The sequence below is a fragment of the Bradyrhizobium sp. cf659 genome (genome assembly GCF_900113725.1).
Classification (GTDB): domain Bacteria; phylum Pseudomonadota; class Alphaproteobacteria; order Rhizobiales; family Xanthobacteraceae; genus Bradyrhizobium.
The window spans coordinates 272723-288874 of the sequence record NZ_FOQJ01000003.1 but is presented as its reverse complement, the minus strand read 5'-3'; the positions used below and the strand labels follow the sequence as shown (position 1 = coordinate 288874).

Here is a 16152-nt window from a genome sequence, read left to right as displayed (position 1 = left end):
TGCCTCGCGGTGCCGTATAATGGGGGTCGAATCCCCGAGGAGTTTCCAGATGGTCCAAGACGTCAGAGATTTGCCGGCCGGCCGCAGCGACGGGCTGAACCGCTTTCTCGGCGGCTCGCCGCTGGCGGTCGCGTTTCGTCTCGTCCTGCTCTCGATCCTGGTAGGCGTCGTGCTGGCGGCGATCGGCTTCGATCCCTGGAACATCATCCACAGCATTCGCCTCCTGTTCCAGCGGCTGTGGGATCTCGGCTTCGACACCATCAACTGGCTGTGGCGCTACTTCCTGCTCGGCGCGGTCATCGTGATCCCGATCTGGCTGCTGTCGCGCGTCTTCGGCGCGCCGCGCCGCTAGGTCCGGGTCAAGCTCAGGGGGCCCGCAGCCGATGCAACTCCGCTTTGTCGGCTGCGGCGACGCCTTCGGCTCGGGCGGCAGGCTCAACACCTGCTTCCACGTGGCGGGGCGCGAAGCCAACTTCCTGATCGATTGCGGCGCGTCGGCTCTGCCGGCGCTGAAGCGACTCGAGATCGACCGGAACGACATCGATCTGATCCTGATCACGCATTTCCACGGCGACCATTTTGCAGGCCTGCCGTTCTTCCTGCTCGACGCCCAGTTCTCGCGGCGGACGCGACCGCTGACGATCGCGGGCCCGCAAGGTATCGAGACGCGACTGCGTGAGGTGATGGAGGTTTTGTTCGAGCATTCCTCGAAGACCAGGCAGCGCTTCGAGCTCGCCGTCATCGAACTCGCGCCCGAGCAAGGGCGCAAGTTCGGCGCGGTGACGGTGACGCCCTACCCTGTCGTGCACGGCGAATCCGGTGGCCCGTTCCTGGCCTACCGCGTCGAGGCCGAGGGCCGCACGCTCGCCTACAGCGCCGACACCGAATGGACGGAGACGCTCATTCCGCTGGCGCATGGCGCGGACCTTTTCATCGCGGAAGCCTATATGTACGAGAAGGTGGTCAAGAACCATCTCAGCCTGAAGACCTTGGAACAGCATTTGCCGGCAATTGGCGCAAAACGCCTCGTCCTCACCCACATGAGCGACGACATGCTGTCGCGCCTCGTCGATATCGAGCATCTCGCCGCCGAAGACGGCATGGTGCTCGTGTTCTGACATGCACGCGCCCGTTCCCCTCAAGATCGGATCCCGCCAGGTCTTCGCCATCGCGGGGCCGGCGATGGTCGCGAACCTCACCACGCCGCTGATCGGCGTGGTCTCGACCACGGCGATCGGGCGGCTGGACGACGCCACGCTGCTCGGCGGCGTGGCGATGGCCTCCGTCATCTTCGACTGCCTGTTCTGGCTGTTCGGCTTCCTGCGCATGAGCACGCTCGCCTTCACCGCGCAGGCGCTGGGCGCCGGCGAGACGCGCGAGCTGACCGCTATCCTGATGCGCGGCTTCATCGTCGCGGGGCTGATCGGGGCGGCGCTGATCGTGCTGCAACTGCCGCTGGCGGCCGGGCTGTTCGACCTGATGGGCGGCAGCGAGGGCGTCACGCGCGCCGCCAAGACCTATTTCATGATCAGGATCTGGTCGTCGCCGCTGGCCTTCGCCAACTACGTCATCCTCGGCTGGCTGGTGGGACAGGCCCGCGCCAACCCGGCGCTGCTGCTTCAGATCGTCATCAACCTCATCAACATGGTGGCGACGATCCTGCTCGTGCTGGTCTACGACACCGGCATTGCCGGCGCTGCGATCGCCGCGCTGCTCTCGGAGACGGTCGGATTCGTGCTCGGCGTCATCGTCTGCCGCCGCCATGCGGACGGCGGCTTTGCCATTCCCCGCGCCACCTTGTTCGACCGGGCCAAGCTGATGCGGATGCTGGCGGTGAACTCCGACATCATGATCCGCACCGCGGCGCTGATCGCCGTGTTCCTGTTCTTCACCGCCAAGGGTGCGCGCGCCGGCGACGTCACGCTGGCCGCGAACTCCGTGCTCAACAATTTCCTGCTGGTCAGCGCCTTCTTCCTCGACGGCCTTGCCAACGCGGCCCAGCAGCTCTGCGGCCGCGCCTTTGGCGCGCGCGATGCAAGAGGTTTTTCGGATTCGACCCGGCTGGTGCTCGCGTGGGGGCTCGGCTTCGCGCTGGTGGTCGCGGTGCTGTTCGCATTGTTCGGAACGTCGTTGATCAATGTCATGACCGCGAGCGAAGACGTCCGGCGGGCCGCGCGCGACTTCCTGCCGTTCATCGTGCTGGCGCCGGTGCCCGGGGTGTTCGCGTTCGGCTTCGACGGCATCTATGTCGGCGCGACCTGGGCGCGCGAGATGCGCAATCTCATGCTGGCCTCGCTGGCGATCTTCCTCATCACCTGGTGGGCGCTGCAATCCCTCGGCAATACCGGGCTATGGTGCGCGCTGATCGCGTTCTATGTCGCCCGCGGCGGATTGCAGGGCGCACGTTATCCGGCGCTGTATGGGGCGACTTTCTCTTCTCCTTCTCCCCCGCTTGCGGGGTCGAGACGAGCAGAGCTCGCTCTGAGAAGGTCGGGATGAGGGGGAGTCTCGGCAGGGACGGTGAGAATTGGACTCGCGGAGAGTCCCCCTCACCCGGAATCCGCGCTTTCAGCGCGCATTCCGGCCTCTCCCCGCAAGCGGGGAGAGGCGAAGGGCAGTCCCTTTACATCCCCGGCCAGTCTTCCGCCGTCAGCGTCGCGGCATCCGCGCCGACGATGTCGGAGAGCGAATCCCGGCCCGTGCGCAGCAAGGTCGAGGTGAGGTCGCGCTTGATCTCCTCGACAAGGCCGAGGCCCTTGTAGACCAGCGACGAATAGAGCTGGATCAGGCTCGCGCCGGCGCGGATCTTCGTCAGCGCGGCGCCGCCCGAATCGACGCCGCCGACGCCGACCAGCGGGAACGCGCCCTCGACGCGCACATAGGTCTCCGCGACCATGCGCGTCGACAGGCGGAACAGCGGCCGGCCCGACAGGCCGCCCTGCTCCTTCGCCCGCATCTGCTCGCGCAGCGTGCTCGGCCGCGCGATCGTCGTGTTCGACACGATCATGCCGTCGACCCGGCGCGAGCGCGCCACCTGCACGACGTCATCGAGCTGGGCAAGGCTCAAATCCGGCGCGATCTTCAGCAGCACCGGCGTATCACCGGCCTTCTGGCGCACCCGCTCGCGCGCCTCGATCACCCTTGCGAGGAGGTCGTCGAGCAGCGCCCCTTCCTGCAGATTGCGCAGGCCCGGCGTGTTCGGCGAGGAGACGTTGATCGTGAAATAGCTCGCGACCGGCGCAAAGGCCTCGATCAGCTTGACGTAATCCGCAACGCGGTCCGGCGAATCCTTGTTGGCACCGACATTGACGCCGACGATGCCGCCGTGCTGCGCGCGCGCGGCGAGCCGGCGCAGCGCGACATCCGCGCCGTCATTGTTGAAGCCCATGCGGTTGATGACGGCCTCGTCGCGCTCGAGCCGGAACAGCCGCGGCCGCGGATTGCCGCTTTGCGGCTTCGGCGTCACCGAGCCGATCTCGACGAAGCCGAAGCCGAGGCGCAGCAGCGCATCCGGCACCTCCGCGCTCTTGTCGAAGCCCGCGGCCATGCCAATCGGATTGGGAAAGTTGAGCCCGAAGGCGCGCACCGCGAGCTTGGGATCGTCAGCGCGCGGCTTGCCCGGCGGCAGGAAGCGCAGGCCCTGGATCGCCAGGCGATGCGCATCCTCCGGATCGAGCCAGCGCAGCACCGGCAGCGAAAGAGCATCGAAGGCGCGGATCACGGGGCAAGCTCCGGCACGTCGTGGCCGCCGTCCGAGCGCATGTTGAGGCTCGCCACCGAGATGACCGCGCCGAAATCGAGCTCGCCATAGAGATGCGGAAACAGATCGTCATTGCGCGAGCGCTCCCAGCGCAATTCGCTGCCGAGCGCATCGCCGTCGACCTCGACCAGGAACAGCGCGCGCTGCCCGAAATAATGCTTGCGCAAGGTCTCGGGAACCTGGGCGGCCGTCGAAAAATGGATGAAACCGTCGCGCGCGTCGTCCGCGCTGCCGCGGTACACGCCCTGCCGTTCCGCCTCGCGCCAGGCCGAGGCCGGACAGATTTTGTAGATCTTGACCACCTGATGTGGAGCCCTGTTTGCCCTTTGAGTCAGCTCTTTGAGTCTCTTGGGGTTTTTCGTCTCTTGCGGGTCTCAAAACCCGGCGCGACCGTAAAGGCGGCCCCTTCCGAACTCAAGACTTAGAGCCTATTCCGTTGCGATGAAATCGGAACGGGGTCTAAATTCTTGTTTTGACGCGCTTTCTTGACGCGAAGGGGCATCCACCTTCGCTTGAAAACGCTTCCCCCGCCGCCTCTTGCGCGAAAATCGGAAAACCGGTTGATTTGAGGACAGTTTTCCTGAGTTGCGACGGGCTGGACCTTCCATGGTCAGGCAGGCCAAAGCGCAGAGGATACTGACTCACGACCAGATCTGGGTCGCGCTGGATCGGCTGGCGGCGCGCGCCGGGCTGTCTCCGTCCGGCCTCGCCAAGCGGGCCGGGCTCGACCCCACCACTTTCAACAGGTCCAAGCGCATCACCTCGGACGGCCGCGAGCGCTGGCCCTCGACCGAATCGATCGCGAAAGCGCTGACAGCGACCGGCGCCTCGATCGATATCTTTGCGAGGCTGATCGACGACGACGCAGGCGACAGCCGCTCGGTGCCGCTGCTCGGCTTCGCACAGGCCGGCGCGAGCGGCGCTTTCGACGAGGCCGGTCTTCCGTCCGGCAAGGGATGGACCGAGGTCGCGCTTCCCACCGCCGAGGACAGGCAGACATTTGCGCTGGAGATTGCCGGCGATGCGCTCGCCCCGACCTATCGCGACGGCGACATCATCCTGGTCTCGCCGGGCGCGCCGATCCGCAAGGGCGATCGCGTGGTGGTGAAGACCAAGGCGGGCGAGATGACGGTCGCAACCTTGAAGCGCCGCACGGCAAAGGCGCTGGAATTGCTGCCGCTCGATGCCTCGCAGGCCGAGCGCACGATGGCGGCGGGTGAGGTCGCGTGGGTCGCAAGGATCGTGTGGGCGAGCCAATGAATTCAACGCGCGACGGCCATTGCGACTCACCGCGCCTCTCGCCTAGGTTGCGCGCGCATCGCCGATCAAATTCATCTTGGGGGAAATATGATGAATCGCCGTCACGCATTGAAGGCCCTGGCGGGTCTTGCGCTTTGTCCGGTCTGCAAGCCGGCCTTCGCCGCCGAAGGCGTGCATTGGAGCTATGAAGGCGCGGGTGCTCCTGCCAAATGGGGCGATCTCGACGCGGCCAACAAGGCCTGCGCGGTCGGCCTGCAACAATCGCCGATCGACATCGAGGCGACGATCAAGTCGCAATTGCCGATGTTGAAGCTGAACTGGGGCAAGAGCGCCGACACCATCGTCAACAACGGGCACACGATCCAGCTCAACTTCGCCGAAGGCAGCACCTTGATGCTCGGCGACGTCAAATACAAGCTGCTCCAGGTGCACTTCCACCGGCCGAGCGAGCACATGATCGGCGGCAAGAATTTTCCGATGGAGGCGCATTTCGTCCATCGCAACGATGCCGGCGGGCTCGCCGTGGTCGGCGTGCTGATGGCCGAGGGCAAGCCGAACGCGGCCTTCGGCAAGATCGTCAAGACCATGCCGGCGGCGGAAGGCCCCGCGGTGAAGGCGGATGCGAGCATCGATCCCCACGCCATGCTGCCGCTGAAGCTCAGCTACTTCCGCTATCCCGGCTCGCTGACGACGCCGCCCTGCTCGGAAGTGGTCGAATGGCTGCTGCTGACCACCCCGATCCAGGTCGCGGCCGCCGACGTCGCCGCCTTCGCAAAGCTCTATCCGATGAACGCGCGCCCGGTGCAGAAGGACAACCGGCGCTACGTGCTGCGCTCGATCTGAGGCGCTGCGCTTCCGATGTCCGGCCTGGCCTCCACGACGACCTCGTAGTTGGCGGCCGTGGCATCGAAGCTCGTCAGCATGGCCTGCGCGTCGGGATCGACGATGGCTTTGCCCGGATCTGGCCCCGTGAAGGCGCGGATGCTGTCGAGATCCTGCCACAGCGTCAGCGCCAGCACTTCGGCGCCGCCCTCGACGTCGCGGCGAAGCAGCGAGGCGCCGGCGAAGCCGTCGATGGCCTGGAGGTGCGGCACCACCCGGGTTGCAAAGTGATGCTGATAAAGGGCGGCCTTGTCACGCGTGGCCGCCGCACGCCAGATGCGAGCGATCATCTTTCTCTCCGAAACTTGCAAGGTCGAGTCTCGGGGAACACCCCCGGCGTCGTATTGGCCGAAATTGCGGCAACGCTCCCATCCCGATTTTGCCTCTCGTCCAGGACCGCCCGTCGCGTCATGATGTGCGAGAGACGGAGCACACGGACCGACGATGGCGCGCCGGCACACTGGCAACCACACGAGCTATTGGCACAGCCGGCGGATTCCCGGCATGAGCCTGCTGCGCGCCGATTTCCGTCACCACGACTACGGTTCGCACACCCATGATGCCTATGTGATCGCGGTGACGGAGTCCGGCGGCGCCGAAATCCGCAACCGCAATGTCGTGCGAAAAGTCGGCGCCGCCACGCTGTTCGTCTCCAATCCGGACGAGCGGCAGTCGGCACGGATGGGCGATAGCGGACGATGGCGTTATCGCGCCTTCTATCTCGCGCGACCTGCAATCGGCGACCTCGCGCGGCGCTTCGGCACGGACACCCTGCCCCATCTCCAGGAGAGCATGCTCGACGACGGCGATCTGATCGGGCGCTTCGAGCGGTTGCACCGGGTGCTGGAAACCGAACAGGACGACCTTTTGGCCGATGAGCTCGTCGCCGATGCCTTCGGCCGTCTGTTCGAGCGCTACGGCGACGGACGCCGCGCCAAGATCCCTGCCGGCCGCGACGCCGTCGTGACGCGGTTGATCGCCCTGATGCGGGAGCACCATGCCGAACATCTGAGCCTGGACCAGCTTGCGGGCCTCGCAGGCCTCACCAGTTTCCAGCTGATCGGGCTGTTCAAGCGCACGGTTGGCCTCACCCCGCACGCCTATCTGGTTCACATCCGGCTCAACGCGGCCTGCCGTTTCCTGAGGCGTGGCCATTCGCTGGCCGACAGCGCGCTAGCGGCGGGATTCTGCGACCAGGCCGCCCTCAACAAGCATTTCAGGCGCTGCTACGGCATCACGCCCTTGCAGTTTGCGCAGGCCGCGCGGGCGGGCTGACGCCGCAATTTCAGCCAATACTGCCGGGGAACATGCGCCTTACTGCGATACTCCAGAGGTTCTGCGCGGCGGGCGCCGTGCCGATTCCTGGCCTGACCGAGACAACGAAATGACCACACCGGCGAAACCAAGACTCCCCGCTTTCGATCCGGAGGACGTCGGCGAGAGCAATTTCACCAGCTATCCGCAGCTGCACCGGGCCGCCAACCAGATGCGCTACAACCGCCGGCTCGGCGAGCATGCGGGGCTGAAGAATTTCGGCGTCAACCTGACCCGGATCATTCCGGGCGGGCAATCCTCGTACCGTCACGCGCATTCGCGCCAGGACGAGTTCGTCTTCGTGATCGAGGGCGAAGTGGTGCTCGAGACCAATTCCGGCGCGCAGGTGCTGACGACCGGAATGTGCGCCGGCTTCCCCGCGGGCAGCGGCGATGCGCACCGCTTCGTCAATCGCACCACGCGCGACGTCAGGCTGCTCGTGATCGGCGACCGCACGCCGGACGACGTGATCAGCTATCCCGACGTCGACATGCACGCCGTGCTCGGGCCGGATGGCGTCTACAAATTCACGACCAAGGCGGGCGAGCCGCTTTAGGGCTGCGCCGCTACACCTGCCTCACGCGCTCCGCGCCAGCGCGCCGTCGATCATGTTGACTGCGTTCTGCACGCCATACACCGCGACGAAGGAGCCGAAGCGCGGGCCCTTCTCCTGGCCGAGCAGCACCTGGTAGAGCATGTTGAACCAGTCGAGCGTCACGCCCGGACGGCCGTCCTTGCCCTTCTTGACCTGGTCGAGGAACGGATCGCGGCGGCCGATCTCGTAGACGACGTTCTGGATGTCCTCGGCCGACGCATCCTGCGGCAACTGCGACAGCGCATCGCGCAGATCCTGGAGTGCGGCGCGCTCGCCGTCGGTGGGGTCGCGGAACTGCTTCGTCGGGGCCACGAAGTCGCGGTAATAGTTGATGGCGTAGCCGACCATCGCATCGAGCTTGGGATGCGTCTGCGGGCTCACGCCGGGGCGATAGCGGCCGATGAAGCCCCACAGCGTCTCGGCATTCTCCGCGTTCGACGACGACACCAGCGTCAAGAGGAGCTGGAAGGTGACGGGCATGTCGCCCTTCGGCGGATTGCCGTTGTGGATGTGCCAGACCGGATTGCCGAGCTGCTGCTTGTCATCCTGCTTGGCGAAGCCGTCGATGAACTGCTGATAGTCGTCGACATTGCGCGGGATGACGTCGAAATACAGCCGCTTGGCCGCCTTCGGCTCGCGATACATGAACAGCGACAGCGATTCCGGCGAGGCGTAGCGCAGCCATTCGTCGATGGTGAGGCCGTTGCCCTTCGACTTCGAGATCTTCTGGCCCTTCTCGTCGAGGAAGAGCTCGTAGTTGAAGCCCTCGGGCGGCGTGGCGCCGAGCGCCCTGGCGATCGCGCCGGACAGCTTCACGGAATCGATCAGGTCCTTGCCCGCCATCTCATAGTCGACGCCGAGCGCGACCCAGCGCATCGCCCAGTCGGCCTTCCACTGGCACTTGACGTTGCCGCCGGTGACGGGCGTCTCGACCTCTTCGCCGCTGTCGGGATCGACATAGGTCACGGTGCCGGCCGCGACGTCGCGGCGGATCATCGGCACCTGGAGCACGATTCCGGAGGTCTTGCTGATGGGCAGGAACGGCGAATAGGTCGCGCGGCGGTCCGGCCCCAGCGTCGGCAGGATGATCGCCATCACCTTGTCGTAGGCGGCAAGCATCTTCAGCAGCGTCGCGTCGAAACGGCCGGACGTATAATAGTCGGTCGAGCTCGCGAACTCGTAGTCGAAGCTGAAATGATCGAGAAAGGCGCGCAGGCGCGCGTTGTTGTGGTGCCCGAACGACGGGTACTCGTTGGAGAACGGATCCGGCACGCGCGTCAGCGGCTTGCCGAGATGCGCAGCCAGCATCTCCTTGTTGGGGACGTTGTCGGGCACTTTCCGAAACCCGTCCATGTCGTCGGAGAAGGCGAGCAGGCGCGTCTTGATCTTGTCCTCGGTGAGCACGCGGAAGGCATGGCGCACCATCGAGGTGCGCGCGACCTCGCCGAACGTGCCGATATGCGGCAGGCCCGAGGGGCCATAGCCGGTCTCGAACAGCACCTCGTCCTTCGGGCTTTTCTTCAGCCGCGCGACAATGGCCTTCGCCTGCTCGAACGGCCAGGCGTTGGATTGTTCGGCGAGCGCACGCAGGTCGCTCGGGTTCGCGGCAAGATCGATAACGGACATCAGGGGCCTCCGGGCCGCGGAAAATAGCGATTTCCCGGCAGAATGCAATTTTGTGGGCGGTATTGCCTCTGGCACCGTCATTGCGAGCGAAGCGAAGCAATCCAGACTGTCACTGCGGAAACAGTCTGGATTGCTTCGTCGCAAGGGCTCCTCGCAATGACGGCGGAGGGAGCAGCGACGCAGCTAAAACGGGCTCACCGAAAAATACCGCAGCCACAGATCGGTGTAGCGGCCTTTTTCCCAGACGCGGAACAGGGCCCAGTTCAGGGCCTGGCGCAGCACGTCGTTGCCCTTGCGCACGGCGATGCCGATGCCCTCGCCGAAGAAGCGGCTCTCGACGAAGGGGCCGCCGGAGAAGGCGCAGCACTCGCCGGAATCCGTGCCGTTGATCCAGAAGGCGAGCGAGATGGCGTCGCCGAAGATGAAGTCGACCTCGCCCTTGCGAAGTGCGGCGCGCAGCGCGTCGTCGTTGGGATAGGGGTGCAGCTCGGCGTCGGTGAACATCGCCTTGAGATAGGCTTCATGCGCGGAGCCGCCGACCACGCCGACCTTCTTGCCCTCGAGATATTCCGGGCGGATCTCCGGCATCACCGCATCCTTGCGCGAGGCGAAGCGCGCCGGCACGCGGTAATAGGGATCGGAGAAGTCAACGCGGGCACGGAGCTGCGGGCTCACCGCCATCGAGGCGATGATGGCATCGCCCCGGTTCGAGGTGAGCGCGTCGACCAGCGTCTCGAAACGGCGCATCTGCACCGTGCAGGTGACCTTGATTTCCTCGCAGAGCGCGCGGGCGAGATCGACGTTGAAGCCGGCCGGGTTGCCATCGGCGCCGGTGTAGTTGAACGGCGGATAGTCGGTCTCGGTCAGGAAGCGGATCACGGTCAGGCGCGACAGGTCCGGCCGCTCCGGCCGCCGCCGCGGGTCCCAGAAGCCGGGCACGGCCTGGGGGGCCGCCTGGGGCGCGACCTGCGGGGTGGCCTGAGGCGCCGCCGGAGGCTGCTTGGCCGGGGCCTGCGCCTTCGCGCCGGGCAGGGCTGCAAACAGACAGGCGCCGACGGCCAGCCCTGTCAGCAAGCCACGGGCAGATTTGGACGATTTCGCCTGTTGCGATGGAGCCATCGGCCGGAAATGAACGAATTTCGTTGGGATCGGAGGGCCTTATAGACCATCCGCCCGGGAACGCGAGCGCCGATTGCAGTCGCGGTGAAGGTCAGGCGGTCGTCATGCCCGGACTTGCCGTCTTCGCTGAAGCTTCGCCGGCCCAACACCGGTAGCCCGGCGAAGCCTTGGCGGAGCCCGGGTCCCGGGCATCCACGCACTTTCGCGCCTGCCCTGAGAACTTGGATGGCCGGGTCGAGCCCCGCCATGACGATGTGGAAACAGCTGCGCCCCGAAAACGGCCTTCAGAGATACCGCTTCAGCTCGACCGCGGCCTCTTCCGGCGTCCGTTTCAGGTTGAACGGCGAGACGAAGCGGCCGTCGCGGTCCATCAGATAGATCAGCGCGGTGTGGTCCATCGTGTAGTCGCCGTCCTTGGTCGGGACCTTCTTGGCGTAGACCCGGTAGGAGGTGATCACCTTGGCGGTCTCGGCGGGATCGCCGCCGAGGCCCTGGAGATGCGGATCAAAGCTCGACAGATAGTCCTTCATCGCCGCCGGCGTGTCCCGCTCAGGGTCGACCGAGATGAAGATGGCGTTGACCTTGTCGGCGTCCTTGCCCATCGCGCGCAGCACTTCCGAGATCTCGAACAGCGAGGTCGGGCAGACGTCGGGGCAATGGGTGTAGCCGAAGAAGATCAGGGTCGGCTTGCCCTTCAGGCTCTTATCGGTGACGGCCTTGCCGTTCTGGTCGGTGAGCTGGAACGGGCCGCCGATCGCAGCCGGCTGCGCCACCTTGCCGACCCCGCCCATGGCCCAGAACATGATCAGCAGCCCGACGACAAGGCTTGCGGCGAAGGCGGTCGCGATCACCAGCGGGCGGGCGGCGGAGCTCATGGCGGAAGACTTCCTGTCGGAGGTCAGAAGCAGGCAATGAAGCCGGTCCTGATCATTTCGAAGAACACCTGGGTGCCGTAGTGGAACCACAGCGCCAGCGCACCGATCACGACCAGACCGCCGACACCGGTGCCAGCCAACAGCAGCACAGACGGCGTCTGGCCGGCAGTGGGCGAATTGTCCTGTAACGGATGGGCCGGGTGCACTGGTTGAGCCATGACAATGATCGGGGCGAAGGCCCCGGTTCCCGGGCTTCAGATAAGCTTTAGCCCGCCTGCGGGCAAGGCGCCGCAGGCGGGCTAAAGCAAACCCGTCGTGCCGAGGATGTCAGTGCAGGAGCTGGCCCCGAGCGGACTCGATCTGCTCCGATTGCGGGAGAGACCGGCGCGTCGGCTTGATCGCCGAGGCCTGTGCGTCCATGTAGCAGGGCTTATACATGGCCTGAAGCTGCTTGCCCCTCAGGAAAAGCATGTGCGGGGTCAGGCCGCCGCGCTGGTTGATCCAGCGCCTCACCTGCGAGGGGTACATCGCATAGAGCATCTGGGTTGCTTCGGAATTGGTGACGGCGCGGCCATTGGCGCCGAAATCCCAGGCGGCGTGGAAGCCCAGCGTCGCGCTCGAGGTCACGCAGATGCGGTCGTGCGGGATGGCGCCAAGGACGATGGTGCAGGCGGAGGCGCAAAGGCCGTCGATGATGACGGTTTCGCCGGATTGCCGCAGGTCCTGGTATTTGTCGACGTAGGTTCCGATCCGGCCGCCGCGGTCATCCGCGATCCGAACCACCGCGTGAGAAGCCCCCATGCAAGCGATCAGCACAACTGCCGCCAGCAACCCCGTCAGAAACTTCATTGTCCCCCGCCCCGGTCGAATTCGAATCTGCGTGTCAGGTGGTGATGCACGGCTAGCGTCCGTCGTAACCAAGGTTTTGTCTAGGCAGGCCGGCTCGCTCAAAACAAATTCAAATCCAGTGTTGCGTCCGCGCTGCACTTGGCCGGGCTCTATCCCAAAGCGGAACAAGTTAATGATGTCTTACGCGCCACACCCTTGATCTCAGTTACAACCGCTGGCTTCAATCCGGGCAACTACAGGGGGGAACTTATGGCTGAACAGACAGACGTCATCGTTGTCGGCGCCGGACTATCGGGCCTCGTGGCCGCAACCGAGATCGCCGATGCCGGCAAACGCGTGATCGTGGTCGACCAGGAAGGCGAACAATCGCTCGGTGGCCAGGCGTTCTGGTCGTTCGGCGGGCTGTTCCTGGTCGATTCGCCGGAGCAGCGCCGGCTCGGCATCAAAGATTCCTTCGAGCTTGCGATGCAGGACTGGCTCGGAACCGCCGGTTTCGACCGCGACGAGGATCACTGGCCGCGCAGATGGGCCGAGGCCTATGTGGCGTTCGCGGCCGGCGAGAAGCGCGACTGGCTGCGCGCGATGGGGCATCGCATCTTCCCCGTGGTCGGCTGGGCCGAGCGCGGCGGCTATGACGCGATGGGCCACGGCAATTCGGTGCCGCGCTTCCACGTCACCTGGGGAACCGGGCCCGGCATCGTCGAGCCGTTCGAGCGCCGCGCGCGCGAGGCGATGAAGAGCGGCCGCTTGACCTTCAAATTCCGCCACCGCGTCGACGCACTGTCCATCACCAATGGCACGGTGGATGGCGTCAGCGGCGCCGTTCTCGCGCCTGACGATGTCGAGCGCGGCAAGAGTTCCTCGCGCAATGTCATCGGGGAGTTTGCACTGAAGGCGCAGGCCGTGATCGTCGCCTCCGGCGGCATCGGCGGCAACCACGAGCTGGTGCGGCAGAACTGGCCCGAGCGGCTCGGCGGGCCGCCAAAATTCATGATCTCCGGCGTGCCCGAACATGTCGACGGCCGCATGATCGGCATCACGGAGAAATCAGGCGCGCGGCTGATCAACCGCGACCGCATGTGGCATTATGTCGAGGGCATCCAGAACTGGTCACCGATCTGGCCGCGCCACGGCATCCGCATCCTGCCGGGGCCCTCGTCCATGTGGTTCGACGCCACCGGCACGCGGCTGCCGGCGCCGCTGTTCCCCGGCTCCGATACGCTCGGCCAGCTCAAATACATCATGTCGACGGGCTACGATTATTCCTGGTTCATCCTGACCCAGAGCATCATCAAGAAGGAGTTCGCGCTGTCGGGCTCGGAGCAGAACCCTGACCTCACCGGCAAGAGCTGGCGCATGACGCTGCGCCGCGCCACCAACAAGGGTGCGCCGGCGCCGGTGGAAGCATTCAAAAGCCATGGTGTCGACTTCATCGTGCGCGACAAGATCGACGATCTCGTCGCGGCCATGAACAAGCTCGCCGGCAGCGACCTCCTCAGGCTCGAGCACATCAAGATGCAGATCGAGGCGCGCGACCGCGAGATCGCCAATCCCTACGTCAAGGATGCGCAGGTGATGAACATCCACAATGCGCGTCGCTATATCGGCGACAAGCTGATCCGCACCGCCTCCCCGCACCGCATCCTCGATCCCGCACACGGACCACTGATCGCGGTCAAGCTCAACATCCTCACCCGCAAGACGCTCGGCGGCTTCGAGACCGATCTCGACTCGCGCGTGTTCGGTAGCGAGAGCAGCGTCATTCCCGGCCTCTATGCGGTCGGCGAAGCCGCGGGCTTCGGCGGCGGCGGCGTGCACGGCTATCGCTCCCTCGAAGGCACTTTCCTCGGCGGCTGCCTGTTCTCGGGCCGCAATGCGGGCCGCGCGGCGGCGAAGGCGGTGGGCTAGATCGTGCGGAGGTGGATGCATATCGGAGCGTTTCTCGCGGGCCTCGCCGCCGTCCAGGCGGCGTCCGCCGACACCATCGACGTCAACGGCGTGATGCGGTCCTACACCATGCAACTGCCGGCCAAGCGACTCGTACCGCTGGTGGTCGTGCTGCATGGCAAGACCCAGCGCGGCGCCGACATGGTCGCGCGGACGGCGTGGCCCCAGGTCGCAAAGCGCGAAGGTTTTGCGGTGGTCTTTCCCGACGGGCTCAACCATGCCTGGGCCGATGCGAGGACGAAGGCGGGGCCCGCGCTCCGTGGCCCGCCCGAGGGCACCGACGACGTCGCCTTCATCGCGAAGCTCGTCGAGAAACTGGTGGCGAACGGCACGGCCGACCCCGGCCGCGTCTATGTCGCCGGCATCTCCAATGGCGGCGCCATGGCGATGACGCTTGCTTGCGCCCGCGCCGATCTGTTTACGGCAGGTGCGAGCGTGATCATGAACCTCACCGACGAGGCCGCGGTCACGTGCCATCCGTCGCGACCGCTGCCGATGCTGATCATGAACGGCACGGCCGACCCGCTGGTGCCCTACGAGGGCGGACGCGGATCGAGCTATTTTGCCGCAGACGGATTCTGGTCGACCGACGAGACGCTCGAATTCTGGCGCAAGCTCAACGGCTGTGAGACCGGTGACGCCAACGTAACTGAAATGCCCGACAGGGCCCCCGCAGACCAGTCCACGGTCACGCGGATCTCCTCGCGCTGCCCCAGGGGGCACGACGTCGTGCTCTATCGCGTCAACCATGGCGGCCATCGCATGCCCGGCTTCGCTCCGGATGCCCGCTTCCCCAAGGTCGCAACCAGCCTGCTCGGGCCACAGAACGGCGACATCGACGGCGCCGAGACGATCTGGGCGTTCTTCAGTCAGTTTCCCTAGGGAATGCGTGCAACGCCGGCGACGCATGCGTGCCTGGCAACGCATGCATACCCGGCAACGCATGCGTGCCGGGGGTGGCTGAGCGCGGGGTGCTGCGCTAGACAGGGCCGCCATTCCACCAGGAGATCCCAAATGAGCATTCAGCGTTTTGAAACCGGCCCGCGCATGAGCCAGGTCGTCGTGCACGGCAACACCGTCTATCTCGCCGGTGTCGTCGCCAACAAGGCCGCCGGCGAAAGCGTGACGAAGCAGACCCAGGACATCCTGGCGACGATCGACGGCCATCTCGCCAAGGCCGGCACCGACAAGTCGAAGCTGCTCTCGGCCACGATCTACATCACCGACATGAAGACGTTTGGCGAGATGAATGCGGTGTGGGACGCCTGGGTCTCCCCCGGCAACACCCCGGCACGCGCCACCGTCGAAGCCAAGCTGGCGGCGCCGCAATACACCGTCGAGATCATGGTCACGGCCGCGAAGTAGTCTTCGCGAACCAGTCGCATGCGGCTGAAGCGCGATGAGACCATCATCGCGCTTCATTCTTTTTTGCGCACGCCGATGACCTCGGAGGTAATCGATCAGCGCGCGCAAACCTTCGATAGTGACGAGCAGCCGAATACGGCGTCACCGAAGGAGCACCCCATGACCGACCACGTCACCATTGCCCGCCGCTACATCGAGCTCTGGAACGAGCGCACGACAAGCCGCCGGCGCGAACTGCTCAGCGAGAACTGGGCGGCGGATGCGAGCTATGTCGATTCGCTGATGAAGGGCGACGGCCAGGACGCCATCGACGCGCTGATCGCGGGCGTGCAACAGCGCTTCCCCGATTTCAAGTTCAAGCTAATCGGCGAGCCCACCGGCTACGGCGATCATCTACGCTTCAGCTGGGGCCTTGGCCCTGAAGGCGTCGACAGCCCGATCAAAGGCACCGATTTCGCCGTGCTGAAGGATGGCCGCATCAGGAGCATCACGGGATTCTTGGACCAGGTGCCCGCGGGGGCGTGAGGTGCGTTGCTCGTGGCTGTGCCCTCTCCCCTTGT

General features: G+C 65.5%; 19 protein-coding genes. 11 read left to right on the top strand and 8 right to left on the bottom strand.

Annotated features, from left to right (window positions below):
• Nucleotides 1-49: 49 nt before the first annotated feature.
• From BM118_RS15430 to BM118_RS15420, 3 genes are read left to right on the top strand one after another with little or no spacing between them, the layout of a single operon-like run.
• Complete coding sequence (locus BM118_RS15430; RefSeq protein WP_027542359.1) at nt 50-352, top strand: DUF6460 domain-containing protein; 303 nt, start codon at nt 50-52, stop codon at nt 350-352.
• 31 nt (nt 353-383) lie between these two features.
• Nucleotides 384-1118 (top strand): MBL fold metallo-hydrolase, encoded by a 735-nt coding sequence (locus BM118_RS15425; RefSeq protein ID WP_092186408.1) that lies wholly within the window; start codon nt 384-386, stop codon nt 1116-1118.
• A 1-nt stretch (nt 1119) separates the two neighbouring features.
• Nucleotides 1120-2499: an MATE family efflux transporter gene (locus BM118_RS15420; protein ID WP_092186407.1), complete on the top strand. Its 1380-nt coding sequence runs from the start codon at nt 1120-1122 to the stop codon at nt 2497-2499.
• A 124-nt stretch (nt 2500-2623) separates the two neighbouring features.
• Here the strand turns inward: BM118_RS15420 and BM118_RS15415 are convergent, their stop codons facing one another.
• Both BM118_RS15415 and BM118_RS15410 read right to left on the bottom strand, forming a co-directional pair.
• Nucleotides 2624-3721 (bottom strand): quinone-dependent dihydroorotate dehydrogenase, encoded by a 1098-nt coding sequence (locus tag BM118_RS15415; protein WP_092186406.1) that lies wholly within the window; start codon nt 3719-3721, stop codon nt 2624-2626.
• Nucleotides 3718-4062: a DUF952 domain-containing protein gene (locus BM118_RS15410; protein WP_092186405.1), complete on the bottom strand. Its 345-nt coding sequence runs from the start codon at nt 4060-4062 to the stop codon at nt 3718-3720. Before BM118_RS15410 ends, BM118_RS15415 begins: the two co-directional genes overlap by 4 nt.
• Before the next feature lie 304 nt (nt 4063-4366).
• Between BM118_RS15410 and BM118_RS15405 the strand changes: the two genes are divergently transcribed.
• A complete protein-coding gene (locus BM118_RS15405) occupies nt 4367-5020 on the top strand; it encodes a S24 family peptidase (RefSeq protein ID WP_092186404.1) in 654 nt (217 codons plus the stop codon).
• A gap of 90 nt (nt 5021-5110) precedes the next feature.
• On the top strand, nt 5111-5863 hold the full coding sequence (locus BM118_RS15400; protein ID WP_092187016.1) for a carbonic anhydrase: 753 nt from the start codon (nt 5111-5113) through the stop codon (nt 5861-5863).
• Here BM118_RS15400 and BM118_RS15395 read toward each other — a convergent pair.
• The gene (locus BM118_RS15395; protein ID WP_177234345.1) at nt 5842-6192 is read right to left on the bottom strand and encodes an antibiotic biosynthesis monooxygenase family protein; all 351 of its coding nucleotides are present in this window, start codon (nt 6190-6192) and stop codon (nt 5842-5844) included. The two genes, BM118_RS15400 and BM118_RS15395, sit on opposite strands and share 22 nt — an antisense overlap.
• 214 nt (nt 6193-6406) lie before the next feature.
• Here BM118_RS15395 and BM118_RS15390 point away from each other — a divergent pair, with 214 nt between their 5' ends.
• A complete protein-coding gene (locus BM118_RS15390) occupies nt 6407-7177 on the top strand; it encodes an AraC family transcriptional regulator (protein WP_177234344.1) in 771 nt (256 codons plus the stop codon).
• Between the two features lie 109 nt (nt 7178-7286).
• Nucleotides 7287-7772, top strand: coding sequence for a cupin domain-containing protein (locus BM118_RS15385; RefSeq protein WP_092186402.1), 486 nt, complete (start codon nt 7287-7289; stop codon nt 7770-7772).
• A gap of 21 nt (nt 7773-7793) precedes the next feature.
• Here the strand turns inward: BM118_RS15385 and BM118_RS15380 are convergent, their stop codons facing one another.
• From BM118_RS15380 to BM118_RS15360, 5 genes are all read right to left on the bottom strand, one after another.
• The gene (locus BM118_RS15380; protein ID WP_092187015.1) at nt 7794-9437 is read right to left on the bottom strand and encodes a lysine--tRNA ligase; all 1644 of its coding nucleotides are present in this window, start codon (nt 9435-9437) and stop codon (nt 7794-7796) included.
• A 183-nt stretch (nt 9438-9620) separates the two neighbouring features.
• On the bottom strand, nt 9621-10556 hold the full coding sequence (locus BM118_RS15375) for a transporter substrate-binding domain-containing protein (RefSeq protein ID WP_092186401.1): 936 nt from the start codon (nt 10554-10556) through the stop codon (nt 9621-9623).
• A 284-nt stretch (nt 10557-10840) separates the two neighbouring features.
• Complete coding sequence (locus BM118_RS15370) at nt 10841-11431, bottom strand: SCO family protein (protein WP_092186400.1); 591 nt, start codon at nt 11429-11431, stop codon at nt 10841-10843.
• Between the two features lie 23 nt (nt 11432-11454).
• Entirely contained in the window at nt 11455-11649 is a 195-nt protein-coding gene (locus BM118_RS15365; protein ID WP_092186399.1) for a hypothetical protein, read from the bottom strand.
• A gap of 109 nt (nt 11650-11758) precedes the next feature.
• A complete protein-coding gene (locus BM118_RS15360; protein ID WP_177234343.1) occupies nt 11759-12280 on the bottom strand; it encodes a hypothetical protein in 522 nt (173 codons plus the stop codon).
• Nucleotides 12281-12529: 249 nt separating this feature from the next.
• On the opposite strand from BM118_RS15360, the gene BM118_RS15355 reads away from it, so the two are divergent.
• From BM118_RS15355 to BM118_RS15340, 4 genes are all read left to right on the top strand, one after another.
• Nucleotides 12530-14188 (top strand): FAD-binding dehydrogenase, encoded by a 1659-nt coding sequence (locus BM118_RS15355; protein ID WP_092186398.1) that lies wholly within the window; start codon nt 12530-12532, stop codon nt 14186-14188.
• 15 nt (nt 14189-14203) lie between these two features.
• A complete protein-coding gene (locus BM118_RS15350) occupies nt 14204-15109 on the top strand; it encodes a CE1 family esterase (RefSeq protein ID WP_244550157.1) in 906 nt (301 codons plus the stop codon).
• A 132-nt stretch (nt 15110-15241) separates the two neighbouring features.
• On the top strand, nt 15242-15592 hold the full coding sequence (locus BM118_RS15345) for a RidA family protein (RefSeq protein ID WP_027575148.1): 351 nt from the start codon (nt 15242-15244) through the stop codon (nt 15590-15592).
• Between the two features lie 159 nt (nt 15593-15751).
• Nucleotides 15752-16117 (top strand): nuclear transport factor 2 family protein, encoded by a 366-nt coding sequence (locus BM118_RS15340; protein WP_092187013.1) that lies wholly within the window; start codon nt 15752-15754, stop codon nt 16115-16117.
• The last annotated feature ends 35 nt before the right edge of the window (nt 16118-16152 follow it).